Below are 23,476 nucleotides of genomic sequence, written 5' to 3' on the forward strand. Positions count from 1 at the left end.
TCCCCATGTCACAGCCTGCCGGGCTGTCTCGTCCCAGGTCTCGGAGACAGGCTCCGGCAGGGAAAAGGTGATGGTCATGCGAGTGTTCGTTGCGGGCGGGTCCGGGGTTCTGGGACAGCGGCTGGTGCCGCAGCTGGTGGCACGGGGGCATCAGGTGACGGCCACGACGACCAACAGGGCCAAACTGGGCCTGATCGAGCAGCTCGGCGCGGACGGCGTCGTGATGGACGGCCTGGATGCGGCGTCGGTCGGCGAAGCCGTGGCCAAGGCCCAGCCGGACGTGATCGTGCACCAGATGACCGGGATCAGTCTCGCCCACGCCGGCAAGCCCGACCTCAAGCACTTCGACCGGTGGGCCGTCCCCACCATCCGGCTGCGCACCCAGGGGACGGACCACCTGCTGGCCGCGGCCGAGGCGACCGGCGTGCCGCACTTCGTCGCACAGGGCTACGCCAACTGGAACGGAATCCGCGAGGGCGGCTGGGTGAAGACCGAGGAGGACCCGCTGGACCTGCACGAGGGAACCCCTGCATACCCGGCGATGGCCGCGGTCCGCCACGTCGAGGACGCGGTCGGCAAGGCCGGCGGCGCGGTGCTTCGCTACGGCGGGTTCTACGGGCCGGGCGCCACCGACGACCAGCTCGTGCTCGTGCGCAAGCGGCAGTTCCCGCTGGTCGGGGACGGCACCGGCCACGCCTCGTGGGTGCATCTCGACGACGCGGCGAGCGCCACCGTCCTGGCCGTGGAGCAGCAGGCCAGGGGGGTGTTCAACATCGTCGACGACGAACCGGCCCCGGAGAGCGAGTGGTTGCCCCATCTCGCGGCCTGCGCGGGGGCGAAGCGGCCGATGCGGGTCCCCAAGTGGCTGGCCCGGCTGCTCGCCGGTGAGGTGGTGGTGACGATGATGACCGAGGGGCGCGGCTTCTCCAATGCCAAGGCCAAGCGGGAACTCGGCTGGCAGCTGCGCTACCCGTCGTGGCGGCAGGGCTTCAGGGAGGGGCTGGCGTGAGCCGAGTCGAGGAGTTCGAACAGCTGCGGCCGCTGCTGTTCTCGATCGCCTACCGGATCCTGGGCAGCGTGAGCGAGGCCGAGGACGCGGTCCAGGAGACCTGGCTGCGTTACGAGGCCTCCCCCGTGCAACCCACGTCGGTCAAGGCCTATCTCTCGGCCGTGGTGAGCCGGATCTCGATCGACGTGCTGCGCTCGGCCCGGGTCAGGCGCGAGGAGTACGTCGGCCCGTGGTTCCCCGAACCGCTGCTCACCGACCCCTACCAGGACCCCGAGCGCTCGGCGGAGCTGGCCGACTCGCTGTCGATGGCCGCCCTGTTGCTGCTCGAACGGCTCAGCCCGCTGGAGCGCGCGGTCTTCGTGCTGCGGGAGGTGTTCGCCTTCGGCTTCCCGGAGATCGCCTCGGCGGTGGGCAGGTCGGAGGCGGCGTGCCGTCAGCTGGCGGTGCGGGCGCGGCGCCACATGGACGCGGGCCGGCCCCGCTTCGAGGCCGACCGGCAGGAGCGCGAGGAACTCGCCGAGCGATTCTTCGACGCCTTCCGGGAAGGAGACGTCGACGCGCTGCAAAAGCTGCTGGCCGCCGACGTGTCGATGGTCGGCGACAGCGGCGGCAAGGCACCGCAGTGGGGCCGGGGCATCTTCGGCGCCGAGAACGTGACCCGGCTGCTCGCCTGGATCTTCCCCGCGCTCGGCCGGATCGGCGTGACGTTCGAGCCGCACGAGGTGAACGGCCGGCCGGGTGCGGTCTTCCGCGACCGGGACGGCAGGATCCTCAACACCTGGACACTCGACGTGCTCGACGGACAGATCCAGACGATCCGCTCGGTGGTCAACCCCGACAAGCTCGGGCACATGGGCCCGGTGGCGGACGCCTGGGCGCTCGCCCGCGAGGCGAACCGAGCCCGCCGGTCCACGGACTGACACAGTCTCGACGGACTCCCCTGCGTCCGGCCCGCTCAGCGGGTCGGCTCGTAGGTGAGCTGCTTGATCTGGCGCAGGCTGAGGACGGTCTCGACGCTCTGGACTCCGGCGAGTGCGCCGATCTTCTCGCTCAGGTACCGGTACAGCTCACCGGTGTCGGAGCTGAGGACGGAGGCGACGACGTTGGCCTGTCCCGTGATCGCCGCGGCGAAGCGGACCTCGCGGTGCTCCGCGAGCGCCCGTCCCACGTCGGAGAGGACCGAGGGCGCCACGGTGAGCCACAGCATCGCTCCGACGCCCTGGCCCAGCGGCGCGGTGTCGTGCTGAACGTCGAAGTAGAGCACGCCCGAAGAGCGCAGGCGTTCGACGCGTCTCTTGACCGCCGACTCCGACTGACCGGTGGCGGACTGGAGTTCGCTGAACGTGGCCCGCCCGTCGCGGCCGAGCAGGGCCAGCAGCGCCTGGTCGTCCGCGTCGAGGGCGACGGTCCCGGAGCGGGGTTCGGCCTGGGGCGGGCGCAGCGCTGCCACCTGCTCGGCGTCGAGCGCCTGGATCTTGTCGAGCCAGGCGAGCGGTCCCCCGTAGAAGACGTGCAGGAGGCAGTGGGCGCTGACGGAGGTGACGCGGGGTGTGCGCCGCAGACGGTCGAAGAGGAGTTCGTCGCGGTCCTTCTCGCTGCGGGGCTTCATCGCGCACATGACCTCGGTACCGCCGCCGATGAGGTCGACGTACCGGGTGTCGGAGCGGCGGGCCAGAGCGATCGCGAGCTGCTCGGCCACGTCGGGGGTGCAGCCCAGCCGGACGATCCAGGTGGCACGGCCGAGCCTGGCCTCGTCGACCACCCCCAGCACCCGCAGCCCGGCGGTGGTGCGCAGCCGTCTGAAGCGCCGCGCGACGGTCTGGTCGGACACTCCCAGGACGTCCCCGATACGGCTGAACGCGGCCCGTCCGTCGAGTTGCAGGGCCTGGAGCAGCTTCAGGTCCAGTGCGTCGAGGGGCTGAACATCCAAGGCGGCCCTCCTTGTTCGGAGCGGAATCGGTCGTCCATGGGCGGTGCTGCGGGACCCGGCGCGGGTCGGCTGTTGCCGTGCGGGCGGGACCCGGCGCGGGTCGGGTGCTGTCGTGCGGGCGGGGCCCGGGACCATTGCACCGGTCCCGGGCCCCGCCGAGGGCGCCGTACCCGTCCCCACGGACGGCGCCTGTACCTGATCGGCGTACTGCCCCTTCGTCACGCTCGACCGGGCACGTGTGGTGTCACCTCTCCGCGCCGTTGCCCGCCAGGGAAGCCGCTCCCCCGTGCCGCTGCGCGGGCACCTCCTGACGGGGGCCGGCGCCCGCGGGCGGTGCCGTGTGCTGGGGGCGGCGCAGCATGAGTACTCCGAGGACGGCGGCGAGCAGGGTCAGTACGGAGGAGACGATCAGGCAGAGATGCAGTCCGTCCAGGAAGGCCTCGGACAGTGCGCCCAGCACGCGGGGCGTGTCCGCACCGAGGTCGGCCCCGGCGACGGCGCCGATTCCGCCGTGCTCGGCGACCGTCCGGACCTGCTGGACGGTCCGCTCTGTCACTCCGGCGTCGGTGAGGTGGCCGGGCAGGGCGTCGACGGCCTTGGTGGACAGCAGGGCGCCCAGGACGGCCGGGCCGAGCGCGGCGCCGACCTGACGGAAGGCGTTGTTGCCGGCGGCCGCCATGCTCGCCTGGGGGAACGGCACGGCGCTCACCGCTGTGGCGGTCATCGGCGTGATGACGAAGGCGAGACCGAGTCCGAGCAGGGCCAGCCGCCAGGCCATCGAGCCGAACGTGGTGTGCGCGCCGAGGTCGGTGAGGGTGAGCAGGGCGGCCGTGGTGACCAGCAGGCCGCCCGGTATGAGGACGCGCGGCGAGACGCGGTGGACGAGCCGGCCGACGGGGGCGCCGAGCAGGAGCGGGACACTGGTCACCATCAGCAGGCGCCAGGCGGCGTCCAGGGTGGACAGCCGCTGGACCATGCCGAAGTAGAGGCTGAGGGCGAAGAAGAACCCGATCAGGCCCAGGAAGCTGATCATGGCGATCAGGGTGGTGGCGGTGAAGGCCGGGCTGCGGAACAGCGTCAGGTCCAGCATCGGGCTGGAGCTACGGCGTTCGACCAGGACGAACCCGACGGCGGCCACGGCCGCGGTGGACAGCGCCACCATGACCTTGACGTCGGTGAAGGACTCGGCTCCGCCCTCGATGATCCCGTAGACGAGTGCGGTGATCGCCAGCGCGGCGGTGATCTGGCCGGGCCAGTCCAGCCGACGGGTGCCCGGGGCCCGGGAGTCGGTCAGGAGCTTCGCGGCGAAGGCCATGGCGAGCAGCGAGGCGGGGAGGGCGAGGAGGTAGATCCAGCGCCAGGCGAAGTGGTCGAGGACGGTGCCCGCGATGACCGGGCCCAGGGCCAGGGCGGCGGTGAGGGACGTGGCCCACAGACCGATGAACCTGCCGCGCTCGCGCGGGTCCGGGACGGCGTGGCTGATCAGGGCGAGGGTGGTGGGCAGCAGCGCGGCCGACCCCAGTCCGGCCAGCGCCTGGCCGGCCCAGACGACCTGGACGGACTGGGCGCACAGGGCGACGAGGGCGCCCAGGCTGCTGAGGGCGAGGCCCGCCTGGTAGACCTTCTTGCGGCCGTGGACGTCACCGAAGACGCCGGCGGTCAGGATGAGGGCGGCCATGGGCAGGACGAACGCGTCGGAGACCCAGGACAGCTGGGAGGTCGAGGCGTGGAGCGCCCGCTGGATGGCGGGCAGGCTCGCCGAGACGGTGGTCACCGGCAGGTAGGCGACGAACACGCCGATGCAGGCCATGACGAGCGTGGCGGCCCGCCGTTCCTGTGGCGCGGTCCCCATGGTCGTGGCATTCACGGAAGTACTCCCTTGCGGCGCCGAAGGCGCTGGGCACTGGGGTTGGCTGACTCCGGACACCCTCCGTGCCGCCACCGGCCGAAGCCAGCCACCACCTGCCGGAACCCGGATATCCGACATCGGAGCCTGGTGTTCCGGGGATTTCCGACGAGCGCTGCCGACGGGAAAAGCCGAGGAAGACCGGCCGGAAGCCACCATGTGCGGAACCCGAAGCCACGATGTGCGGAACCCGCGGCCTTCGGGACCCCTCTAGAGGAGTGACGCCGCGCAGTGCCCGGGTCCTCGGCCGTCCCGCCGGAGGCGGGCGGAGGGGAAGGACGGAACGTGCGGAACCGGGAGACGGCGCGGGCCGTACCCAGGGACGGAACGCGCATCGGCCGGATCGGGCGCTCTCCGGTGCGCTGGCACAACGCGCTGCTGACCCTGTGGACGGCCGTCTGGTTCGTGGTGGCCGAGCGTCATGGGGCCGTGTCCTGGCACTATCTGAGGACCGGCCAGGAACTGCTCTTCCGGCAGATCCCCGGCGGTGGTCTCGCGCTCTACGCCAACCACCCCGAGCTGCAGATCGGTCCGGTCAGCTTCCTGGTCGCCGCGCTGTTCGAACCGTTCCCCGTCGAGGTGGGCGAGAAGCTCGCCGATGCCTTCATGTCGGGCCTGGGCCTGTACATCCTGGTGCTGGTCGGCCGCGCCGCCGCCGACCACTACCGGGGCACCGGGCTCAACCACAAGCGCCTCCAGCAGCGCGTGCTGATCGCCGGGGCGGCCTTCATCCCCATGTGGGTGGAGGTCGCGGTGCGGTTCGCGCATCTCGACGACGTCCTGGCGCTGTTCTTCACCACGCTGGCCGTGCGGGCACTGGTCCGCTCCAAGGCGACCTCGGTCGGTGTCCTGCTGGCGCTGGCGGTCGACTCCAAACCCTGGGCGGTCGGCTTCCTGCCCCTCCTCCTGGCACTGCCACGCCCCGCGCGGCTGCGCTCCGCCGCCTGGGCGTTCGGCCTGGTGGCCGCGGCCTGGCTGCCCTTCTATCTCACCCACATGGAGACCCTGGCCGCGGCCCGGTTCACCATTCCCAACCAACCGGCGTCGTCCCTGCGCTGGTTCGGCGTGCACGACGCAGCCACCCCCTGGTGGGACCGTCCGGCCCAGATGACTCTGGGCATCGCCCTCGGCGCACTGGCCGTCCGCCGCCACCGCTGGCCGGCGGTCGTGCTGCTCGCCGCCGACGCCCGCATCGTCCTGGACCCGAGCGTGTACACGTACTACAACGCCTCGGTCCTCCTCGGCACCCTGATCTGGGACTCGATCGGCCAGCGCCGTCTGGTCCCCTGGGTCAGCTGGATCGCCCTCCTCTCCCTCTACGGCAGCGCCCTGCTGATCCCCTCCGATTCCGCGCAGGGCTTCATCCGCCTCGCCTTCGCGCTGGGCTCCGCCGCGTACGTCCTGTGGTGGCCCCAGCGCACACCGCGCGCCAGGCGCGGGGGCCGGCGGCCGCAGAGTCCACCGCCGTGGCCGTCCGAGGGGGACGCCGTGGAAGTGCCTCACCAGAGGTCGTCGCCCTGGGGGAGCAGCGCGACGGGCGGAGCGAAACACCCCTTCTGAGGACAACTCGGGGTGATGGTGCGATTACCCTGTGCACCTATGAGGGCTTGCCCGGGTCACCCCAGCAGCCGCTCGGTGTCGCGCACCGTGGCGGCCGTCGCGGTGCTCCTGGCCGCCCTCATGCACCTGCTGGCCTGCGCCCACGGACCGGAGTCGCGGGCCTCGGCGCAGTCGGACGCCGTACCGACCGTCCGCGTCGCCTTCGCCCAGCCCGGCACAGTCACTCCGGCCCCCGCCTGCCGGCCGTCGGACCAGGACCCGACCCACGACCACGAACCGCACTGCTGCGGCGGAGACGAACCGACGATCCAGCCACCGCGGGGAGTGGCCCGGTCCCCGCAGACGGTTCAGGAGGCGCTGCCGGTCACCGTGCCCGCCTCCGGTTCGGGACAGGTGCCGCCGTCGGCGCTGCCACCGGCCGCCGAGACGGCCGGCTTCTCCGTGGGACCCTCACCGGCTCGCCTGGGCGTGTGGCGGATCTGATCGCCGCTCGGCCGCGCCCGACCCCCGCTTCTGCCGGGCGCGGCAGCCGATCACCGCCCTATCCCTACCCACGGCCGGTAGCCGTGCACGGCCCGGCCGCAGGAGAAGCACGCCATGAACGACCCCACCAGCACGCTCTCCGGACTCGTCGGAGACACCCCGGTCCTGTGGATCGGCGAACCCTTCACCGCCGCGGGACGCGGTTTCTGGGCCAAGCTCGAAGGACACAACCCCGGCGGCATCAAGGACCGCGCCGCCCTGTACATGGTGCACGCGGCCCGCGGACGCGGAGAGCTGCGACCCGGCGCCCGGATCGTGGAGTCCACCTCCGGCACCCTCGGCCTCGGTCTGGCCCTGGCCGGCGCCACCTTCGGGCATCCCGTCACGGTCGTCTCCGACACCGGCATGGAGCCCCTGATGACCGGCCTCCTCACCGCCCACGGCGCCGAGGTCGAGGTGGTCGAGGCCCCGCACCCCGCCGGCGGCTGGCAGCAGGCCCGGCGGCACCGCGTCGCCGAACTCCTGGCCGCACATCCCGGCGCGTGGTGCCCGGACCAGTACAACAACCCCGACAACGTGGCCGCCTACGCGCCGCTCGCCCGTGAACTGGCCGCTCAACTGGGCCGTGTCGACACGCTCGTGGTCTCCGTCGGCACCGGCGGGCACTCGGCCGGCATCGCCTCCGTGCTGCGCCGCCAGTGCCCCGGGCTGCGTGTCGTCGGGGTGGACGCGACCGGTTCGACGATCTTCGGGCAGCCCGCCGCGCCACGCCTGATGCGCGGACTGGGCAGCAGCATCCACCCGCGCAACGTCGCCTACGGCCTCTTCGACGAGGTCCACTGGGTCGCCGCCCCGGAAGCGGTCTGGGCGGCCCGCCGCCTGGCCCGCGACCACTACGCGACCGGCGGCTGGAGCGTCGGTGCCGTCGCCCTCGTCGCGCGCTGGCTGGCCCGCACCCGGCCGGCCGGCGAGCGGATCGTCGCCGTCTTCCCCGACGGCCCGCAGCGGTACGTCGGCACGGTCTACGACGACACGTACTGCCGCGCGCACGACCTGCTCGGGCGACCGCCCGCCGACGATCCCGACGAGATCGCCGGCCCCGGCGTACGGGCCGTCACCCGCTGGACCCGCTGCACCCGTGTCGTCGACCCGCTCGCCACCGGCGACACCCCGGGGCCGACCGGGGTCGCCCGATGAAGCGGCTGTGGCAGCAGACCCGTTCCTTTCCGCCCGCCGCACGGGTGTTGATGGCCAACCAGTTCGGCATCAACCTCGCCTTCTACATGCTCATGCCCTACCTGGCCGCCCATCTCTCCGGCGAACTCGGCCTGGCCGCCTGGGCGGTGGGTCTCGTGCTCGGCGTGCGCAACTTCTCCCAGCAGGGCATGTTCCTGATCGGCGGCACCATCGCCGACCGCTTCGGCTACAAGGCTCCGATCATGGCCGGGTGTCTCCTGCGCACCCTGGGTTTCGCCCTGCTCGGCTGGGTCGACAGCCTGCCCGCCCTGGTCGCCGCCTCCGCGGCCACCGGTTTCGCCGGCGCCCTGTTCAATCCGGCCGTGCGTGCCTGTCTCGCCGTCGAGGCGGCCGACCGCCGCGTCGACGCCTTCGCGACGTTCAACGTCTACTACCAGGCGGGCATGCTGCTCGGCCCGGTCGTCGGACTCGCCCTGCTGGCGGCCGACTTCCGCCTCGTGTGCGTGGTGGCCGCCGCCGTGTTCTGCGCGCTCACGCTGCTCCAGTGGAGGGCCCTGCCCGCCCGGCATGTCGAGCCGGGCGGCGCCGGGCGGGACCGCGTTCTGACGCAGTGGCGGACGGTCGTCGCCAACCGGCCCTTCCTGCTCTTCGCCACGGCGATGATCGGCTCCAACGTGCTGACCTTCCAGATCTACCTGGCCCTTCCGCTCACCGCGGCCCACGCCCTCGGCGCGCGCGGTACGACGGTGACCAGCGGGCTCTTCGTGGTCTCGGCCGCGGTGGCCGTCGCGGGGCAGCTGCGTCTGACCAGCTGGGCGAAGGAGCGGTGGGAACCCGCCGAGGCGCTGGTGCGGGGCCTGGTCGCGATGGGGCTGGCGTTCCTTCCGCTGGCGCTCACCCCGCACGGCTCGTCGGTCGGGGTGCCGGCCGCGCTGTTCGTGGCCGTGGTGCTGCTCTCGGCGGGAGCGGCGGTGACCTATCCGTTCGAGATGGACACGGTCGTCGCCCTCTCCGGCGGCCGCCTGGTCGCCACGCACTACGGCCTCTACAGCACCGTCTCCGGTCTGGGCATCACCCTCGGCAACCTCGTCACCGGCGCCCTGCTGGACTTCGCCACCCGGCACGACGCGTTCCGGCTCACCTGGGCGGTCCTGACCGGCACCGGATTCGCCTGCGCCGCCGCCGTCAGCGGGCTCGCCCGCGCCGGACACCTGGCGCGACGGCTGCCGCAGCGCCTCCCGGCACAGCATGCGTGACACCGCACCCGCAGGCAGACTCGACCCGAGACAGGCCGCCGCCACGAAGGGTGCGCACATGGATGCGATCGGCCACGCGCTGGCCATTGCCGGCTCGATGACCTGGGCGATCACCTGGGCGCTGATCCTGGGCTTCGCCCTGTCCGCCGTCGTGCAGGCGGTGGTGCGCCGGTCGACGGTCGTACGGCTGCTCGGGGACGACCGGCCGCGTACGCTCGCCCGGGCCGCGGGGCTCGGCACGGCCTCGTCCTCCTGTTCGTACGCGGCCGTCGCGCTCGCCCGCTCGCTGTTCAGCAAGGGCGCGAACTTCACCGCGGCGATGGCGTTCGAGATCGCCTCGACCAACCTGGTGGTGGAACTGGGCGTGATCCTGGCGCTGCTGATGGGCTGGCAGTTCACCGCCGCGGAGTTCGTCGGCGGCCCGGTGATGATCGTCGTACTCGCCGTCCTCTTCCGCGTCCTGCTGCGCGAGCGCCTGCTCCGCGAGGCACGGGCGCAGGCCGACCGCGGGCTGGCGGGGTCCATGGAGGGACACGCGGCGATGGACATGTCCGTGCAGCGCGAGGGCGGCTTCGCCCGGCGCCTGTTCTCCCGCGAAGGGTTCACCTCCGTCTCGCACATCTTCGTCATGGAGTGGGCCGCGATTCTGCGTGACCTGGTGGCGGGCCTGCTCATCGCCGGGGCGATCGCCGCCTGGGTGCCGGACGCGTTCTGGCACACGTTCTTCCTCGCCGACGATCCGGTCGTGGCGAAGGCGATCGGGCCGCTCGTCGGCCCACTGGTGGCGATCGCGGCGTTCGTCTGCTCGATCGGGAACGTGCCGCTGGCCGTGGTGCTGTGGAAGGGCGGCATCAGCTTCGGCGGCGTGATCGCCTTCATCTACGCGGACCTGGTGATCCTGCCGATCCTGAACATCTACCGGAAGTACTACGGAGCGCGGACGGCCGTCTTCCTCTTCGCCACGTTCTACGCGGCGATGGCGGTCGCCGGGTACACCGTGGAGTTCACCTTCGGCGGGCTCGGCCTCATCCCCGACCAGGCCGATGCGAGGATCCCGGCGGAAGGCGTCAGCTGGGACTACACGACCTGGCTGAACATCGCGTTCCTGCTGCTCGCCGCGGTCCTCGTCGTACGTTTCCTGCGCACCGGCGGACCCGCGATGCTGCGGATGATGGGCGGCTCCCCGGGTCACGCGGAAGTCGCGTGACCCGGGGCCGCGCGCTCAGCCGGCGGCGGCGCCGAACCACCTGGGCAGCCGGCCGAGCAGATCCTGCTGATCCTCACCGACCCAGGCCACGTGGCCGTCCGGGCGCAGCAGCACCGCGGGCACGTCCAGCTCCTCGCTGACGTCGACGACGTGGTCGACGCGGTCGGCCCAGCCCGCCACCGAGAGCCGGCCGGTCTGGTCGAGCAGCAGTCCGCGGCCGCCGTGCATCAGCTCGTAGAGGCGCCCGCGCTTCAGCTGCACATCCCGCATCCGTCGGCCGAGCAGTTCATGCCCCTCGCCGAAGTCGTAGCGGACGCCGACCGCGGTGATGATGCCCGTGACGTACCGGTTCACCTCCTCGAAGTCCATCAGCTTCGAGAAAAGCTCCCGCAGCGCGGTCGCTCCCGGATCGGTCCCCAGCAGGGTGATCTGCGCGCGGGTGTTCTCCAGCACGGCGGCGCCCACCGGGTGCCGTTCGGTGTGGTAGCTGTCCAGCAGGTCCTCCGGCGCCCAGCCGTCCACCGCGGCGGCCAGTTTCCAGCCGAGGTTGAAGGCGTCCTGCACGCCGAGGTTGAGCCCCTGTCCGCCGGTCGGCGGGTGGATGTGCGCCGCGTCGCCGGCCAGCAGCACCCGGCCGACCCGGTAGCGCTCGGCCTGCCGGGTGGCATCGCCGAACCGGGAGAGCCAGCGCGGCGAGTGCGCGCCGAAGTCCGTGCCCGCGAAGGCGCGCAGCTGCGTCTGGAACTCCGCCAGAGTCGGCGCGGTCGCACGGTCCTCGGCCACGCCGTCGGCGGGCACGACGACGCGGTACGCCCCGTCCCCGCTGGGGCTGGCGCCGAACCGCAGCTGGGTCTTGCGGACCTCCTCGACGACGGCGGCGACCGTCGCCGGATCCTCGGTCAACTCCATCTCTCCCAGCAGCGTCTCGACCGTGGCGGGCTCACCCGGGAAACCGACGCCGATCTGCTTGCGCACCAGACTGCGGCCGCCGTCGCACCCGACCAGGTAGCGCGAGCGCAGCCGCGTGCCGTCCGCCAGCTCGACGGTCACCCCGTCCTCGTCCTGGCTCAGCCCGACCACTTCGCAGCCGCGCCGGATCTCGGCACCGAGTTCGAGGGCACGCTCGTCGAGCAGCCGCTCGGTGACCGGTTGCGGGGTGGCGACGCCGTACGGGTGAGCCGTGTCCAGCCGGTCCGGCCACGGCTTGATGACGCCGCCGAACAAGCCGCCGGCCTGGAACTTCTCACTGATCGCCAGGAACCGGTCCAGCAGGCCGCGCTGGTCCATGATCTCGACGCTGCGCGCGTGCAGGCCCTGACCGCGGGACTGCGAGGTCGGCTCGGTCAGCTTCTCCAGCACGACCACGTGCACGCCGTGCAGCCGCAACTCACCGGCCAGCATCAAGCCGGTCGGTCCTCCGCCGACGACGATCACGTCGATCATCACAGCCCCCATGTGTTTCCGCAGATTCCGGCTTCGGCCGGTGATTCTGCGGCACGACCGGGGCCTTGCCGCAAGCCCCCTGTGCGCTATACGTTGAGAGTGGCAAGGAGCGTCTGACCTCCTTGCCTTTCTCCTTTCGCCGTTCGGCCCATTTCCTCTCGGGTACCCCCACCGGGTATCGTCACCTCATGGTCGACGAACGCACACACAGGCTGGGCAGCGCCCGGCTGCTGTCGTTGTGCGCGATCCTGCTCGGTCTGTTCCTCATGCACGGCTCACCGGCCGCCGCCGTCGACGGCTGTCACGGCCGGGCGGGTCCGGCCCATGCCCTGCACGACAGCCACGACGGCCATGACAGCCACGCCTCCGCCACGGCATCGGCGGAGTCCGCACGGACCCAGCCCGGCACACTCCGGGCCGCGGACGACATGGCCGCGCACGGGACGCTGTGCGTCGCGACTCCCGCCGAGCAGCGCATCCCGCTGCCCGTCGCGCCGCTCATCGCCCTCTTCGCGCTCGCCGCACTGGCGGCCTGGGCCGTGCACCGGGCATGGCGGCCCGGCGGGACCGGTCGGCGCGGGCCACCGGGCGGACGTGGTCTCCTCCTCCAGGTGTGCATCGCGCGGACGTGACAGGAACCGCGCCGGAGCAGGCCCCATCCGGGCTGCCCGGCCGCAGCAGCGTCCTGCTCGTTCCGCGCGCCACCCGGCGTGGTGCGCCACCCGGAAAGACTCCCCAGCGATGTTCGCTTCCACCCGTTCCACCGTCCGTCGCCGCGCCCTCGCGGCCGCCGGCACCGCGGCCGCCCTCGCCCTGACGCTGGCCGCCTGCGGGTCCTCCGACGACTCCGCCATGCCGGGCATGCGTCACGGCGCCACGCCGACCGCGACCTCCGGCTCCGCGATGAGCGGCATGCCCGGCATGGACCACGCGAGTGACGGCAACGGCCTGGCCGACGCCCAGGACGGCTACCGCCTCACCAGTTCCGACAGCACCCTGACCGCCGGCAGGCAGACCACGTACCGCTTCGCCGTCACCGGCCCGGACGGCAGGCCGGTGACCGGCTTCGCCCTCGACCAGACCAAGCGGATGCACTTCTACGCCATCCGCTCCGACCTGACCGGCTTCCAGCACATCCACCCGACGATGGCCTCGAACGGCACCTGGACCGCCGGCCTCTCCTCCCTCGCGTCCGGTTCCTGGCGCATGTTCGCCTCCTTCACGCCGGACAGCGGGAGCGGCAAGGGCAGGGACTTCGTCCTCAGCCGTACGGTCACGGTCCCGGGCCCGGCCGCCAGGACCCGGCTGCCCGCCGCCACCGACAGCACCACGGCCGACGGATACACCGTCACCGTGGCGGGCAACCCCGTGGCCGGCATGGCGCAACCGCTGACCGTACGGATCACCAAGGACGGCAAGCCCGTCACCGACCTCCAGCCCTACCTGGACACCTACGCCCACCTGACCGCCTTCCACGAGGGCGACGCCGCCTTTGCCCACCTCCACCCCACGACGAAGGTCGACGGCGACCACGGCGGCCCGGACCTGTCCTTCCACGCCGAACTGCCCACCGCGGGCAACTGGCGGCTCTTCCTGCAGTTCCAGACCGGGGGCAAGCTGCACACGGCCGCCCTGACCCTGCGCGTGGGCTGACCTCACCGCACCGATACGAACCGTTGGCGGACCATGGTCCGCCAACGGTTCGACCACATTTCGGCAATCTATGCCCCATATCGCATCCCTATGTCGGCGCCTGGGTAACACTGAGCGGCGGAGTGGGGGCGGGTCGAGCAGTGGGGGGATGCGTGACGCAGTCGCTTCCGGAACAACGCCGTGCCCATGAGCGGGCGTTGACCGGGAAAACAGGGATGCCGGTCGTCGTGGTCGGCGCCGGGCCGTACGGGCTCTCGGTCGCCGCGCACCTGCGGGCCGCGGGCGCGCCCGTTCGCATCTTCGGTGAGGTGATGGGCAGTTGGCGCCATGCGATGGCGACCGGCATGTTCCTGAAGTCCACACCGGCGGCCACGGACCTGTCCGCGCCCGAGCCGGGCGGACGGCTGGCGGACTTCCGCCGGCTGCACGGTGAGCCGGAGCTGACCGAGCTGACACCCATCCCGTGCGAGGTGTTCGTGCGCTATGGGCAGTGGTTCCAGAAGCGGTACGTCGGTGAGGTCGACCCCGCGCGGGTCGTGGCCGTCGACAGGGCGGCGACCGGTTCCGGTTTCACCGTACGGCTGGACGACGGTCAGGAACTCGCCGCCGCCGCCGTCGTCGTGGCCACCGGTCTGAACGGACTCGCGCACATCCCGGACGAGTTGCGGCGCCTCGCACCCGAAGGCCCCGGCATCGGAGCCCTGGTGTCGCACACCAGCCACCACACGGACCTGTCGCGGTACGCCGGTCAGCGCGTCGCCGTCGTCGGCGGCGGCCAGTCCGCGCTGGAGAGCGCCGCACTGCTGCACGAGGCCGGTGCCGAGGTGCAGGTACTGGTCCGGGAGCAGCGCGTGCGCTGGGGCCTGACACCGGATCTGGTCCGGCCCTGGACCGAACGGCTGGCCAGGCCGGCCTCCCCGCTGGGCACGGGCTGGGTCCTGGCCGCCGTCTGCAAGTCCCCGGGCGGCGTACGACGGCTGCCCTCGTCGGCGCGGCTGCTGCTGTTCCGGCGTGCGCTGGGCCCGTCGGGCGGCTGGTGGCTGCGTGACCGGGTCGAGGGCGTCGTACCGGTGCGCACGTCGTGCCGCGTCACGCGCGCCGAGGCAGCCGGCTCCGCCGTTCACCTGGAGCTGGCGGAACCCGACGGCCGGCGTGCGACGCTCGCCGTCGACCACGTGCTGGCAGCCACCGGCTATCGCCTCGACCTGGACGCCGTACCCTTCCTGTCGCCCGCCGTACGCGGCGCGGTGACCTGCGTCCCCGGCTCGAAGGCCCCCGACCTGACCGCGACGTTCGAGTCGTCGGTGCCCGGCCTGTACTTCACCGGATCGCTGGCCGCCCCGATGTTCGGTCCGATGATGCGGTTCGTGGCCGGCACCGAGTTCGCCGCCACACGCATCGCCCGGCACGCTGCCCGGCCGGCGACGAAGCGCTGAGGCACGCCGGCCCTGAAACGGCTTGCCGCACTCGTTCGACGTGTGGCAGGCTTCGATGAGTTGACCTGCAGCGCTCCTGCACGACGAAGGACTGAAGCCATTGATCGCGGCGTCCCCCAGCGGCCGCCGTCGGCACTGACCCCGCCCGCCTCTCCGGCAGCGGCCATCGGTGCCCTCGCGTCTCCTCACGGCGGCCCCACGTAGATCCCCTGTTCCCGGCCGACAGGCCGGTCCCGCAGCCATCATGGCTGCCATCCCACGTGAGGTCATCATCATCGTGCACACCGACGTCCAGAACTTCGCCGTCGCCAACCTGCTGCGCCGTCCGGCGGCGGTCGAAGTCGCGGGCTTCGTCGCGGGCTTCGATCCCACGACGACCAGCCCGTACGTCAACTACGCGACCCCGGTCCCCGGCGCCGAGCCGACCGACCGGGACGTCAGCGCCCTGATCGAGGCATTCCGCGAGCGCGGCCTCAAGCCCCGCCTGGAGTTCGCCCCGGACGCCGCGCCCGCCGTCGAACCGGCCCTGCGCCGGGCGGGGTTCGCGACGGAGGCGGTCCATGAGTACATGGTCTGCACCCCCGCCACACTGGCGGTGCCGCCCAAGAGGATCGAGGTGGCGGCACCGGACACCGACGAGGACTACACGGCGATCGACTCGGCCCTCTCCGAGGCGTTCGGCGGTGAGTTCCCGCCCTCCGCGGAGGGCGCGGCCCGGCTGCGACGCACCCAGGAGAGCGGCGGGGCCGTGCGCTTCGTCCGGGCCACCGACGGCGGCTGCGCCGGCGGGGCCATCTGCTCGGCACCCGCCCATGACACGTCGGAGCTGGCGGGTGTGGGCACCCGGCCCGCGTACCGCGGTCGGGGCATCGCGGCCGCGGTCACGGCGGCCCTGGCCGAGACCATGTTCGCCGGCGGGGCGTCCTCCGTCTGGCTCGAGTACTCGGGCGACGGGTCGCGCCGGGTCTACGAGCGGGTCGGCTTCCGGCCTCGGGGCACCCGCCTCTACCTGACGCTCGAAGCGTGACCCACCCCCGGCGGGGGCCGAGCCGGGCTCAGCCCTCGCCGGGCAGTGGGTGCTCCTTGACGAAGCGGCGGATCTCCGCGGTGAGGGCGGCCGGATTGTCCAGCTGGACCAGGGTGCGGGCATGGCGGGCGAGTGACGGGGGCACAGCCGCTTTGCCAACGGCGGTCACCGACGCATTCTCAACAAGGTCACAGCCGCTTCCACAACGTGGTCACCGCCGCTTTCTTAGCGGCATGTTAGATCTGCGCGGCGGCCCTTGTCCGGGTGCGGCGGGCGCCCGCATGCTCGGGCGCACTCAGGTTCCGGGGGCACTCTCCCGCTCCCCGATCCCACCGGTTTTCCCCACCTGGAGCCGCCATGTCATCCTCTGCCGCCGTGCCCGGAAAGCCGCCGGCGACCTCTCCGGGCAACCGCCGTCTCGCCCTCGTCGGCGGGTCCCTGGGCAACCTCGTCGAGTGGTACGACTGGTTCGTCTACGCCAGCTTCGCGATCTACTTCGCCGACTCGTTCTTCCCCGGCGACAACCCGACCACCAAGCTGCTGAACACGGCCGGCATCTTCGCCGTCGGATTCCTGATGCGGCCGGTCGGCGGCTGGATCCTCGGGCGGGCGGCGGACCGGCACGGGCGCAAGAGCGCGCTCACCCTCACCGTCACCATGATGTCGGTGGCCGCCCTGCTCATCGCCGTCGCGCCCACCTACGGCCAGGCCGGCTACTTCGGCGCCGTGGTGCTGCTCCTGGCCCGGCTGCTGCAGGGCCTGAGCATCGGCGGCGAGTACGCCGCCAGCGCCACCTATCTGACCGAGGCGTCCGCCCGCGACCGGCGCGGGCTCGGTTCCTCGTTCCAGTACGTGTCGATGACGTGCGGCCAACTCCTCGGCCTCGCCATCCTGATCACGATGCAGCACACCCTGACCAAGGACCAGCTGGAGAGCTGGGGCTGGCGGATCCCGTTCGCGCTGGGTGCCGTGTTCGCCCTGGTGGTGTTCTGGCTGCGGCGCCGGCTGACCGAGACGGAGGCGTTCACCGAGGAGTCGGGCGACCGCACCGATTCCGCGCGCGGCACCATCAAGGCGCTGTGGGAGCACCGCCGCGAGGCCGGTCTCGTCATGGCGCTCACGCTGGGCGGCACGGTGGCCTACTACACGTACACCACGTATCTCACGAAGTACCTGATCGGCAGCGCGGGTATGGCCAAGTCCACGGCCACGCTGGTGAGTTTCACCGCGCTGACCGTCTTCGCGCTGCTCCAGCCCTTCGCCGGCATGCTCTCCGACCGGATCGGCCGCCGGCCGCTGCTGATCACCTTCGCGGTCGGCTGCACGGTGGGCACGTACCCCATCATGACCGCGCTCGGCTCGGCGTCCTCGTACTGGTCGGCGCTGGGGCTGTCCCTGCTGGCCCTGGTCGTCGTCACCGGCTACACCTCGATCAACGCGGCCGTGAAGGCGGAGCTGTTCCCCACCCGGGTCCGCGCCCTCGGTGTGGCCCTGCCGTACGCCGTCGCCAACGCGCTGTTCGGCGGGACGGCGGAGTACGTGGCCCTGTGGTTCAAGGACAGCGGTCACGAGAAGGTGTTCTTCTGGTACGTGTCGGGGTGCGCGCTGGTCTCGCTGGTCACCTACGTGCTGATGCCGGACACCCGCAACGCGGCCCTCAGCCGCGCCGAGGTCGAGGCGGACACCGGTCGCGACCCCAGTCCCGCGAGGGCCGTCCGCTGACGCGGTGGTGACCCGGGCGGTGCCGCTTCCGTAAGCTGCCGCCCTGGTCACCACGGCACGAGGACTTTGCATGCACGCGCTGCTCGTCGAGGACGACGACCGTATGGCCCAGGCCCTGACCACGGCTCTCGCCCAGCGCGGGCACACCGTGCGCAGGGCCGGGCGGGCCCTGGACGCCCTGCGGTACGTCCACGCGGCGGAGTTCGTGCTGCTCGACCTCGGCCTGCCCGACCTGGACGGGCTGGAGCTGCTGCGCCGGCTGCGCACGGTGTGCGACGCGCCGCTGATCGTGGTGACGGCCCGCTGCGAGGAGCGCGACATCGTGCAGGGGCTGCGGGCCGGCGCCGACGACTACGTGGTCAAGCCGTTCCGGATGAACGAGCTGATGGCCCGGATCGACACCGTGCGCCGCCGCACCGGGGCAGCGGCGGCCCGCGATACGGACGGCGGCGGGCGGCCCGTGCGCACCGGCGATGTGGAGATCGACATCGCGGGCCGCACGGTCACGGTCGCCGGCGCGGAAGTACGGCTCACCCGCCGCGAGTTCGACGTCCTCGCCTGCCTCGCGGCCCGGCCCGGCGAGGTGCACTCCCGTGAGGAGATCCTGGACCGGATCTGGGGCGACGCCTTCCTCGCCGCGTCCCGGTCCCTGGACGTGCATGTGGCGGGCATCCGCGCGAAGACGGGCCGCGCCGAACTGGTGCGTACGGTACGGGGCTTCGGCTACCAGCTCGGCACCGACGGCCGCGGCGGGCGCCGATGAGGCGCAGGCTGCTGGCCGTGCTGATGGTGCTCATGGGGGCCGCGACCCTGCTGCTGTCGGTGCCGCTGGCCGGCTCGTACGCGAGCGGGCGGACGGAGCATCTGCTGCTCCAGCGGCGCGCCGACGCCGTGCGGTTCGCCGACCTCGCCGACCGGGTACGGACCGCCGCCGACCGCGCCGAACTGTCCACCGAGATCCGCCGGTACGCCGAGCTGTACGGCGCCTCGGTGACCGTGGTGGACTCCGCGGGACGGGTCCTCGCGCAGGCCGGCGTCGGCATCACCCCGTCCTCCGCGGCCGACGTCCTGGGCCGCGCGCTGACCGGGCGGTCCACCGAGCGGCTGCCGACCGTACGGCCGTGGGGTCCTGACCGGGTGGTGCTCGCCGAGCCGGTCGGCCGGGACGAGCGGGTCAGCGGGGCGGTCCTGCTGGCCGTCCCGACCACCGCGGCCCGGCGGGACGTGACCGTACGCTGGGCGCTCATCGCCTGCGGGGCGCTCACCGCCTTCGCGGCCGCGGCCCTGGTCGCGGCCGGCATCACCCGCTGGCTGATGCGCCCGGTCCGCGATCTCGACCGGGCCGTCGCCGCACTGGCGTCCGGCAGCCTTCGGACGCGGGCCGACTCCGACACCGGACCGCCCGAACTGCGCAGCCTGCGCCGGCACTTCAACGGCATGGCCGAGGCGGTCGCCGACTCCCTCGGGCGCCAGCGCGCCTTCGTCGCGGACGCCTCCCACCAACTGCGCAACCCGCTGGCCACCCTGGTGCTCCAGCTGGAGAACGTCGAGCCGCATCTCGTGCCCGGCCCCGGCCGGAAGGAGCACGCGCGCGCCCTGGACGAGGCGGAGCGCCTGGAGGAACTGCTCGACGGCCTGCTCGCGTTGGCACGCGTGGAGTCGGGTACGGCTGAGCGGACGGAGCAGGACGTGTCCCGCGGGGTGCGGGAGCGGGTGGCCGCGTGGCAGCCGGTGTTCGAGGCCTCCGGGCTGACGCTGAGCGCCGCTGCCGTACAGGAGGGGCTTCGGGCGGCGGCCGTACCGGACGCCGTCGGCCGGGTCCTCGACGCGGTCCTGGACAACGCGGTCAAGTTCGTCCCGTCCGGGGGCCGGGTCGCCGTGGCGGCCGCGCTCGCGGACCGTGAGGTCGTGGTGCGCGTCGCCGACGACGGCCCGGGGGTACCGGAGGAGCAACTCCCGTTGCTCACCCGGCGCTTCACCCGGGCGCCCGAGCATCAGAACGTGCCCGGCACTGGCCTGGGCCTGGCCATCGCCGACGAGATCGCCCGCCTCAGCGGGGGCCGGCTCGCCACCGCCGGCAACCGTCCCCACGGTCTGGTGGTGGAGCTGCGGCTGCCGTGTCCGGTGCCGGGTCAGCCGTAGACCGAGCGGTAGTAGGCCACCGCGCCGGGGTGCAGGGGTACGTCCCCCGTGGCGACGGCGAACCTGGGTTCCAGCCGGGCACCCGCCGTCACCTCCCTGAGCAGCACGCGCCACCGGTCGAACACCACCCGGAGCACCTCGCGCACCGCCTGCTGCGGCACCTGGGAGCGGGCCAGCAGATAGTTGCCCACGCCGACGGTGCCGACCGGCTCGGTGAGCCCGTACACGCCGGCCGGGAGGGTGACCGCCGTGTAGACGGGGCCGTACGTGTCGCGCAGGACGGCGGCCTGTTCCTCCAGCGGCAGGAAGCGCAGCGGGAGTTCGCGGGACAGCGCCGACAGGGCGGGGGTCGGCACTCCCCCGGCCCAGATCAGCGCGTCGACCGTGCCCGTGCGCAGCGCCTGAACCGAGGCGGCGAGGCCGAGCGGGCGTTCCCGTACCGACCGCTTCCCGGTGAGTCCCGTCACCCGCAGCAGCCGGTTGGCCAGCACCTGCCCGCCGGAGCCCGCCGCGCCGGTGGCGACCGACCGGCCCGCGAGATCCCGTACGGACCGCACGGGTCCGGGAGCCGGTACGACCAGGTGCGTGTAGTTGACGTAGACGCGGGCGAGGGCCGTCACGGCAGCCCGGGTCGAGAACGGCTCCCGCCCCCGCACGGCGTCCTCGGCGGCGTCCGCCATCGCCAGCCCCAGGTCCGCCGAACCGGCGCCGAGTCTGCGCAGATTGTCCACGCTGGCCGCGGTACCGAGCGGGGTGATGTGCAGCCGCGGGACGGTGCGGGCGGCCTCGGCGGCCAGTGCCTTGCCGAAGGCGTTGTACGGCCCACCGGGCGCTCCCGTCGCGAGCCTGAGCCGCCAGCCGGGTCCGCCGTCCCCGGTGCAGCCGGCCAGGGCGAGCGCCGGGGCACCGAGGACCGCGGCCTCCAGCAGGCCGCGGCGGCTCATCGGTCGACCGGTCACGCCCGCAGCGTAACGGTTCCGCGCGCATGGGTCGCTCCACTCCCGCGTAGCTCGCGCCGCGAGCGTGGCACTATCCTTGCGCCCTCAAACCCGGGTAGGAGAAGGGATATCGGCGTGGCGATGAAGGCCTTGCGTTCGGCGTTGGAAGCGATCTACGTACGGCGCCTGAACCGCAAGCTGGAGGGCCTGCCCCGGCCGCGGCACGTGGCGATCATGCTGGACGGGAACCGGCGCTGGGCCAGGGGTGCGGGACATCAGGACGTCCGCGAGGGCTACCGCGTCGGCGGCGCCAAGGTCACGGACTTCCTGCACTGGTGCACCGACGCCGGAATCAAGCACGTCACGCTGTGGATGCTCTCCGACGACAACCTCCACCGGCCTGCCGACGAACTCGGCCCCCTGCTCGACATAATCGAGGAGACCGTCCAGCGTATCTGCGCCCCCGGGGAGCCCTGGGAGATCGAGATCATCGGCGCTCTCGACCTGCTGCCCGGGAACACCGCCCGCGTCCTCAAGGAGGCCGCCGCCCTCACCCAGGGCCGCGGCGGGCTGAAGGTCGACGTCGCCGTCGGCTACGGCGGCCGCCGGGAGATCGTCGACGCCGTCAAGGCGGCCTTCGACAAGCACATCGGCGCAGGGGGCGACCCCGTGGAGCTGGCTGCGGATTTCGACCTGGAGCACATCACCGACAACCTGTACTCACCGGCCGGCCACGACACCGACTTCATCATCCGCACCTCCGGCGAGCAGCGGCTGTCGGGCTTCCTGTTGTGGCAGTCCGCCTACGCCGAGGTGCACTTCGTCGACGTCCTGTGGCCGGCGTTCCGCGAGATAGACCTGCTGCGGGCCCTGCGGTCGTACGCCGCCCGGGAGCGCCGTTACGGCCGCTGACGCCGTGCCGGGCGCCCTCGGCCGCGCTCATCCCCCGCCGACCGTCGCGAGAAGGTGGGCGACCAGGGGGTTCGGGTCGGCCTCGCGCCAGGCCACGGCGACCCGGGTGCGGGCGGTACCGGGGGCGATCCCGCGGAACGCGACGCCCTTGAGGCGGATGCGGCGGATGCCGGCCGGGGCCAGGGAGACGCCGAGGCCGGTTTCCACGAGGGCGCACACGGTCTGCCACTCCACCGCGTGCTGGGCTGTCCGGGGTGTGAAGCCCGCGTCCGTGCACAGGCCGGTGATCCGGTCGTACAGCCCCGGGCCGGCCGCCCGGGGCAGGAGCACGAACGGCGAGTCGGCCAGCTGCGCGATGTGGACGGTCCGTTGGGCGGCCAGGGGGTGCGCGGCCGGGAGCACGGCCACGAAGGGCTCGCTGAGCACCGTCCTGAAGGCGATCTCCGGCTCGTCGGCGGGCGGCTCGCGCAGCAGGCCGATGTCGATGGCCTTGTCGTGCAGGGCTGCTATCTGCGGCGCCGTGGTCATCTCCTGGATGTCCAGGTGCACAGCGGGGAATCGCTGCCGGAAGGTGCGCAGCAGTCCGGGCAGGACGGTCAGGGCGAGGGAGGCGGCGAAACCGATGCGCAGCCGGCCGGCCCGGCCGCTGCCGGCTGCGCGGGCCGCGGCCAGGCCGTCCGCGAGGTCGGTGAGGGCCCGGCGGGCGGCCGGGAGCAGTTCGCGGCCGGCAGCGGTGAGTGCGACGCGGCCCGGCTCGCGGCTGAACAGCGCGTGTCCGACCCTGTCCTCCAGGCGGCGGATCTGCTGGCTCAGCGGCGGCTGGGCGATGCCGAGGCGGGCGGCCGCGTGGCCGAAGTGCAGTTCCTCGGCGAGCACGACGAAGGCGTGCAGCTGCGGGAGGGGAAGTTCGGGGCGCTCCATACCTCCAGAGATATCAGGTCATGGCGTAGGCGGTATTAGACGTATCGGTGCAGGTCACCTAGCGTTCGGCCCATGACAGAGCGACGTGCGATCCTCAGCGGCTCGACCTTCGAGGAGCAGATCGGGTACGCCCGTGCCGTGGTGGACGGCGACTGGGTCCATGTGTCCGGCACGACCGGGTTCGACTACACCACCATGACCATCTCCGACGACGTGGTGGAACAGGCCGAGCAGTGCCTGCGCAACATCGAGGCGGCCCTGACCGAGGCGGGCTGCGGCTTCGCCGACGTCGTACGGGTGCGCTACCTGCTGCCCGACCGCGAGGACTTCGAGCCCTGCTGGCCGGCCCTGCGCCGCCGCTTCGGCGAGGTCCGCCCGGCCGCCACGATGCTCGTGTGCGGCCTCTCCGACCCCCGCATGAAGATCGAGATCGAAGTGTACGCGCGGCGACGGCTCGCGTGATGCGACCGCGGGACGGGTCATCGGACGGCGATCACGTTCGTGGCCTTCTCGCCGACGACATCGAAGAGAACCCGCTGACCTTCGCGGGTGGTCTGCGTCTCCATGCCGGAGAACGGGCGCCGTTCGCCGTCCTCGTCGGCGATGACGCCCACGCCGTCCGCGTTGTTGTACACAGCGATGGTTCCGAGAGGCATCGTCTTTCCTCCGTCGTTGGGTCGTGAAGCCAGTGATCTCCCCCGGTGAGCAGAGCATCACCCACCGTGCCCGATGGA

Annotated in this window: 23 protein-coding genes; 16 read left to right on the forward strand and 7 right to left on the reverse strand. The window is 72.5% G+C overall.

Going from position 1 to position 23,476, the window contains the following annotated elements; translation table 11 throughout:
* The first annotated feature begins 76 nt into the window (after window positions 1–76).
* Window positions 77–1,009, forward strand: coding sequence for an NAD(P)-dependent oxidoreductase (locus CRP49_RS38860; protein WP_097259262.1), 933 nt, complete (start codon window positions 77–79; stop codon window positions 1,007–1,009).
* The gene (locus CRP49_RS38865; protein WP_097258097.1) at window positions 1,006–1,929 is read left to right on the forward strand and encodes an RNA polymerase sigma-70 factor; all 924 of its coding nucleotides are present in this window, start codon (window positions 1,006–1,008) and stop codon (window positions 1,927–1,929) included. Before CRP49_RS38860 ends, CRP49_RS38865 begins: the two co-directional genes overlap by 4 nt.
* A gap of 35 nt (window positions 1,930–1,964) precedes the next feature.
* Here CRP49_RS38865 and CRP49_RS38870 read toward each other — a convergent pair whose 3' ends face one another.
* Complete coding sequence (locus CRP49_RS38870; protein ID WP_257033780.1) at window positions 1,965–2,939, reverse strand: Lrp/AsnC family transcriptional regulator; 975 nt, start codon at window positions 2,937–2,939, stop codon at window positions 1,965–1,967.
* A 244-nt stretch (window positions 2,940–3,183) separates the two neighbouring features.
* On the reverse strand, window positions 3,184–4,791 hold the full coding sequence (locus tag CRP49_RS38875) for an MFS transporter (protein WP_097258099.1): 1,608 nt from the start codon (window positions 4,789–4,791) through the stop codon (window positions 3,184–3,186).
* 339 nt (window positions 4,792–5,130) lie between these two features.
* Here CRP49_RS38875 and CRP49_RS38880 point away from each other — a divergent pair, with 339 nt between their 5' ends.
* From CRP49_RS38880 to CRP49_RS38900, 5 genes are all read left to right on the forward strand, one after another.
* Complete coding sequence (locus tag CRP49_RS38880; protein ID WP_097258100.1) at window positions 5,131–6,405, forward strand: hypothetical protein; 1,275 nt, start codon at window positions 5,131–5,133, stop codon at window positions 6,403–6,405.
* Window positions 6,406–6,480: 75 nt separating this feature from the next.
* Entirely contained in the window at window positions 6,481–6,888 is a 408-nt protein-coding gene (locus tag CRP49_RS38885) for a hypothetical protein (protein ID WP_097258101.1), read from the forward strand.
* Between the two features lie 114 nt (window positions 6,889–7,002).
* Window positions 7,003–8,085, forward strand: a complete 1,083-nt coding sequence (locus tag CRP49_RS38890; protein WP_097258102.1) for a PLP-dependent cysteine synthase family protein — start codon at window positions 7,003–7,005, stop codon at window positions 8,083–8,085.
* Window positions 8,082–9,341 carry an MFS transporter gene (locus tag CRP49_RS38895; RefSeq protein WP_097258103.1) on the forward strand — a complete coding sequence of 420 codons (1,260 nt, stop codon included), beginning with the start codon at window positions 8,082–8,084 and terminating at the stop codon, window positions 9,339–9,341. Before CRP49_RS38890 ends, CRP49_RS38895 begins: the two co-directional genes overlap by 4 nt.
* 58 nt (window positions 9,342–9,399) lie before the next feature.
* Window positions 9,400–10,548, forward strand: a complete 1,149-nt coding sequence (locus tag CRP49_RS38900) for a permease (RefSeq protein ID WP_097258104.1) — start codon at window positions 9,400–9,402, stop codon at window positions 10,546–10,548.
* Between the two features lie 15 nt (window positions 10,549–10,563).
* On the opposite strand, the gene rox is transcribed toward CRP49_RS38900, so the two are convergent.
* Window positions 10,564–11,991: a rifampin monooxygenase gene (rox, locus tag CRP49_RS38905; protein ID WP_097258105.1), complete on the reverse strand. Its 1,428-nt coding sequence runs from the start codon at window positions 11,989–11,991 to the stop codon at window positions 10,564–10,566.
* Between the two features lie 188 nt (window positions 11,992–12,179).
* Between rox and CRP49_RS38910 the strand changes: the two genes are divergently transcribed.
* The 4 genes from CRP49_RS38910 (at window position 12,180) to CRP49_RS38925 (ending at window position 16,107) form a co-directional block, all read left to right on the forward strand.
* On the forward strand, window positions 12,180–12,623 hold the full coding sequence (locus tag CRP49_RS38910) for a hypothetical protein (protein ID WP_097258106.1): 444 nt from the start codon (window positions 12,180–12,182) through the stop codon (window positions 12,621–12,623).
* Window positions 12,624–12,732: 109 nt separating this feature from the next.
* Complete coding sequence (locus CRP49_RS38915) at window positions 12,733–13,644, forward strand: hypothetical protein (protein WP_097258107.1); 912 nt, start codon at window positions 12,733–12,735, stop codon at window positions 13,642–13,644.
* A 215-nt stretch (window positions 13,645–13,859) separates the two neighbouring features.
* Entirely contained in the window at window positions 13,860–15,080 is a 1,221-nt protein-coding gene (locus CRP49_RS38920) for an FAD-dependent oxidoreductase (RefSeq protein WP_179851988.1), read from the forward strand.
* A 244-nt stretch (window positions 15,081–15,324) separates the two neighbouring features.
* Window positions 15,325–16,107: a GNAT family N-acetyltransferase gene (locus tag CRP49_RS38925; RefSeq protein ID WP_373560426.1), complete on the forward strand. Its 783-nt coding sequence runs from the start codon at window positions 15,325–15,327 to the stop codon at window positions 16,105–16,107.
* 28 nt (window positions 16,108–16,135) lie between these two features.
* Here the strand turns inward: CRP49_RS38925 and CRP49_RS46145 are convergent, their stop codons facing one another.
* Window positions 16,136–16,276, reverse strand: coding sequence for a hypothetical protein (locus CRP49_RS46145; protein WP_257033781.1), 141 nt, complete (start codon window positions 16,274–16,276; stop codon window positions 16,136–16,138).
* Window positions 16,277–16,464: 188 nt separating this feature from the next.
* Between CRP49_RS46145 and CRP49_RS38930 the strand changes: the two genes are divergently transcribed.
* The 3 genes from CRP49_RS38930 to CRP49_RS38940 all read left to right on the forward strand — a co-directional run bounded on the left by CRP49_RS38930 (window position 16,465) and on the right by CRP49_RS38940 (window position 19,971).
* Window positions 16,465–17,829: an MFS transporter gene (locus CRP49_RS38930; protein ID WP_179851989.1), complete on the forward strand. Its 1,365-nt coding sequence runs from the start codon at window positions 16,465–16,467 to the stop codon at window positions 17,827–17,829.
* 70 nt (window positions 17,830–17,899) lie between these two features.
* Window positions 17,900–18,592 (forward strand): response regulator transcription factor, encoded by a 693-nt coding sequence (locus CRP49_RS38935; protein WP_097258109.1) that lies wholly within the window; start codon window positions 17,900–17,902, stop codon window positions 18,590–18,592.
* Window positions 18,589–19,971 carry a HAMP domain-containing sensor histidine kinase gene (locus tag CRP49_RS38940; protein ID WP_097258110.1) on the forward strand — a complete coding sequence of 461 codons (1,383 nt, stop codon included), beginning with the start codon at window positions 18,589–18,591 and terminating at the stop codon, window positions 19,969–19,971. The genes CRP49_RS38935 and CRP49_RS38940 overlap by 4 nt, the downstream gene beginning before the upstream one ends.
* On the opposite strand, the gene CRP49_RS38945 is transcribed toward CRP49_RS38940, so the two are convergent.
* A complete protein-coding gene (locus CRP49_RS38945) occupies window positions 19,962–20,930 on the reverse strand; it encodes a TAXI family TRAP transporter solute-binding subunit (RefSeq protein ID WP_257033782.1) in 969 nt (322 codons plus the stop codon). The genes CRP49_RS38940 and CRP49_RS38945 overlap by 10 nt on opposite strands.
* Before the next feature lie 120 nt (window positions 20,931–21,050).
* Here CRP49_RS38945 and CRP49_RS38950 point away from each other — a divergent pair, with 120 nt between their 5' ends.
* Window positions 21,051–21,821 (forward strand): isoprenyl transferase, encoded by a 771-nt coding sequence (locus CRP49_RS38950; protein ID WP_097258112.1) that lies wholly within the window; start codon window positions 21,051–21,053, stop codon window positions 21,819–21,821.
* Window positions 21,822–21,848: 27 nt separating this feature from the next.
* Here CRP49_RS38950 and CRP49_RS38955 read toward each other — a convergent pair whose 3' ends face one another.
* The gene (locus CRP49_RS38955; RefSeq protein ID WP_097258113.1) at window positions 21,849–22,742 is read right to left on the reverse strand and encodes a LysR family transcriptional regulator; all 894 of its coding nucleotides are present in this window, start codon (window positions 22,740–22,742) and stop codon (window positions 21,849–21,851) included.
* Window positions 22,743–22,814: 72 nt separating this feature from the next.
* On the opposite strand from CRP49_RS38955, the gene CRP49_RS38960 reads away from it, so the two are divergent.
* Window positions 22,815–23,204 (forward strand): RidA family protein, encoded by a 390-nt coding sequence (locus tag CRP49_RS38960; protein WP_094219723.1) that lies wholly within the window; start codon window positions 22,815–22,817, stop codon window positions 23,202–23,204.
* A gap of 17 nt (window positions 23,205–23,221) precedes the next feature.
* Here CRP49_RS38960 and CRP49_RS46630 read toward each other — a convergent pair whose 3' ends face one another.
* On the reverse strand, window positions 23,222–23,398 hold the full coding sequence (locus CRP49_RS46630) for a cold-shock protein (protein ID WP_116128317.1): 177 nt from the start codon (window positions 23,396–23,398) through the stop codon (window positions 23,222–23,224).
* Window positions 23,399–23,476: the final 78 nt, after the last annotated feature.

The organism is Streptomyces sp. Ag109_G2-15, assembly GCF_900215565.1.
In the GTDB taxonomy this organism is placed as follows: domain Bacteria; phylum Actinomycetota; class Actinomycetes; order Streptomycetales; family Streptomycetaceae; genus Streptomyces; species Streptomyces diastatochromogenes.

Excerpts from the sequence above, each read along its gene's own strand:
- CRP49_RS38860 (WP_097259262.1), top strand. The coding sequence starts at position 77 with ATGCGAGTGTTCGTTGCGGGCGGGTCCGGGGTTCTGGGACAGCGGCTG.
- CRP49_RS38875 (WP_097258099.1), bottom strand. The coding sequence starts at position 4,791 with ATGGGGACCGCGCCACAGGAACGGCGGGCCGCCACGCTCGTCATGGCC.
- CRP49_RS38890 (WP_097258102.1), top strand. The coding sequence starts at position 7,003 with ATGAACGACCCCACCAGCACGCTCTCCGGACTCGTCGGAGACACCCCG.
- CRP49_RS38895 (WP_097258103.1), top strand. The coding sequence starts at position 8,082 with ATGAAGCGGCTGTGGCAGCAGACCCGTTCCTTTCCGCCCGCCGCACGG.
- CRP49_RS38900 (WP_097258104.1), top strand. The coding sequence starts at position 9,400 with ATGGATGCGATCGGCCACGCGCTGGCCATTGCCGGCTCGATGACCTGG.
- rox (WP_097258105.1), bottom strand. The coding sequence starts at position 11,991 with ATGATCGACGTGATCGTCGTCGGCGGAGGACCGACCGGCTTGATGCTG.
- CRP49_RS38910 (WP_097258106.1), top strand. The coding sequence starts at position 12,180 with ATGGTCGACGAACGCACACACAGGCTGGGCAGCGCCCGGCTGCTGTCG.
- CRP49_RS38915 (WP_097258107.1), top strand. The coding sequence starts at position 12,733 with ATGTTCGCTTCCACCCGTTCCACCGTCCGTCGCCGCGCCCTCGCGGCC.
- CRP49_RS38920 (WP_179851988.1), top strand. The coding sequence starts at position 13,860 with ATGCCGGTCGTCGTGGTCGGCGCCGGGCCGTACGGGCTCTCGGTCGCC.
- CRP49_RS38925 (WP_373560426.1), top strand. The coding sequence starts at position 15,325 with ATGGCTGCCATCCCACGTGAGGTCATCATCATCGTGCACACCGACGTC.
- CRP49_RS38930 (WP_179851989.1), top strand. The coding sequence starts at position 16,465 with ATGTCATCCTCTGCCGCCGTGCCCGGAAAGCCGCCGGCGACCTCTCCG.
- CRP49_RS38935 (WP_097258109.1), top strand. The coding sequence starts at position 17,900 with ATGCACGCGCTGCTCGTCGAGGACGACGACCGTATGGCCCAGGCCCTG.
- CRP49_RS38940 (WP_097258110.1), top strand. The coding sequence starts at position 18,589 with ATGAGGCGCAGGCTGCTGGCCGTGCTGATGGTGCTCATGGGGGCCGCG.
- CRP49_RS38950 (WP_097258112.1), top strand. The coding sequence starts at position 21,051 with ATGAAGGCCTTGCGTTCGGCGTTGGAAGCGATCTACGTACGGCGCCTG.
- CRP49_RS38955 (WP_097258113.1), bottom strand. The coding sequence starts at position 22,742 with ATGGAGCGCCCCGAACTTCCCCTCCCGCAGCTGCACGCCTTCGTCGTG.
- CRP49_RS38960 (WP_094219723.1), top strand. The coding sequence starts at position 22,815 with ATGACAGAGCGACGTGCGATCCTCAGCGGCTCGACCTTCGAGGAGCAG.
- CRP49_RS46630 (WP_116128317.1), bottom strand. The coding sequence starts at position 23,398 with ATGCCTCTCGGAACCATCGCTGTGTACAACAACGCGGACGGCGTGGGC.